1 protein-coding gene is annotated in these 1,192 nt (G+C 63.7%); it reads left to right on the top strand.

Features of this window, described 5'->3' with window-relative positions; genetic code table 11:
• The first annotated feature begins 92 nt into the window (after positions 1–92).
• Positions 93–1,181: an IS630 family transposase gene (locus IG65_RS0133950; RefSeq protein ID WP_231509624.1), complete on the top strand. Its 1,089-nt coding sequence runs from the start codon at positions 93–95 to the stop codon at positions 1,179–1,181.
• The last annotated feature ends 11 nt before the right edge of the window (positions 1,182–1,192 follow it).

A 1,192-nucleotide genomic window follows, 5' to 3' on the forward strand; every position in this document is an offset into this window, starting at 1 on the left:
CTAGTGCCGTGTCCAGATAGGTTGCTGCGGTAACCGGGTGTCGGTTTGCGTTGGTGGCCGGGTGCGTTGATGCTGCCGGTGGAGGTGGTGTCGTGGCTCGGAAGCCGGATGTGTTTGTGCGGCAGTTGTCCCCGGAGGAGGGGCGGCGAGTGCAGCGGATCGCGAAGACCAGCAAGGTGCCGGTGCGGGCGCGGCGGGCGATCGTGGTGATGGCCTCGGCGCAGCGGCAACCGGTCGGGTTGATCGCGAAGTTGATGCGAGTATCGGAATCGTATGTGCGGCAAGTGATTCACGACTTCAATGCGGAAGGGTTCGCGGCACTGGACCCAAAATGGAGCGGGGGCAGGCCGGCGAAGACCGATCAAGTGACGCGTGATCGGATCTGTCAGATCGCCCGGTGCTGCCCCCGCGATCTGGGGTGGCCGTTCTCGGTGTGGAGTTTGTCGAAGTTGGTGGAAGTGTTGCGGCTCAACGGGATCGCTGAGATCAGCCGTGAAACGGTGCGGCAGATCCTCAAGGCCGGTGGGGTGTCGTGGCAGGCCACCAAGACTTGGAAGGCCAGCAACGATCCGGAGTTCACCGAGAAGATGGCCCGTGTGCTCGACCTGTATGACAATCGGCCGGCCGATGGGCGGGTGGTGTGTGTGGATGAGTTCGGTCCGTTGAACCTGCAACCGCGGGCCGGGCGTGGCTGGTTTCCTCGCCGTGATCCCAAGCGGTTGCGAGCGACTTACCATCGCACTCAGGGCGTGCGGCATATGTTCGGGGCGCTGGATCTGGCCTCCGGCCAGCTGTATTACCGCATCCGCGATCGCAAGCGCTGGACCGAGTTCCTGGCCTTCCTCAAAAGCCTTCGTTCCCGCTGGCCTGTCGGGAGGTTGTACCTGATCGCCGACAACTACTCGGTGCACAAGCGGCGGGAAGTGCGGGAATGGTGTGACGTCAACGACATCGAGCTGGTGTTCCTGCCGACGTATTCGTCGTGGTTGAACCGCATCGAGTGCGAGTTCGCCGCGCTGCGGTACTTCGCGCTGGGCGGCACCGATCACCGCAGCCACGGCGAGCAGGACGACGCGATCGGCGCCTACATCCGCTGGCGCAATCAGCACGCTGGACCCGTACGCGACTTCGCCGTCGGCTCCAAGATCCGGCACCTCAATTACCTACCGAAGGTTGCCTGACACGGCACTAG

Source organism: Nocardia sp. NRRL WC-3656 (assembly GCF_000720265.1).
In the GTDB taxonomy this organism is placed as follows: Bacteria; Actinomycetota; Actinomycetes; order Mycobacteriales; family Mycobacteriaceae; genus Nocardia; species Nocardia nova.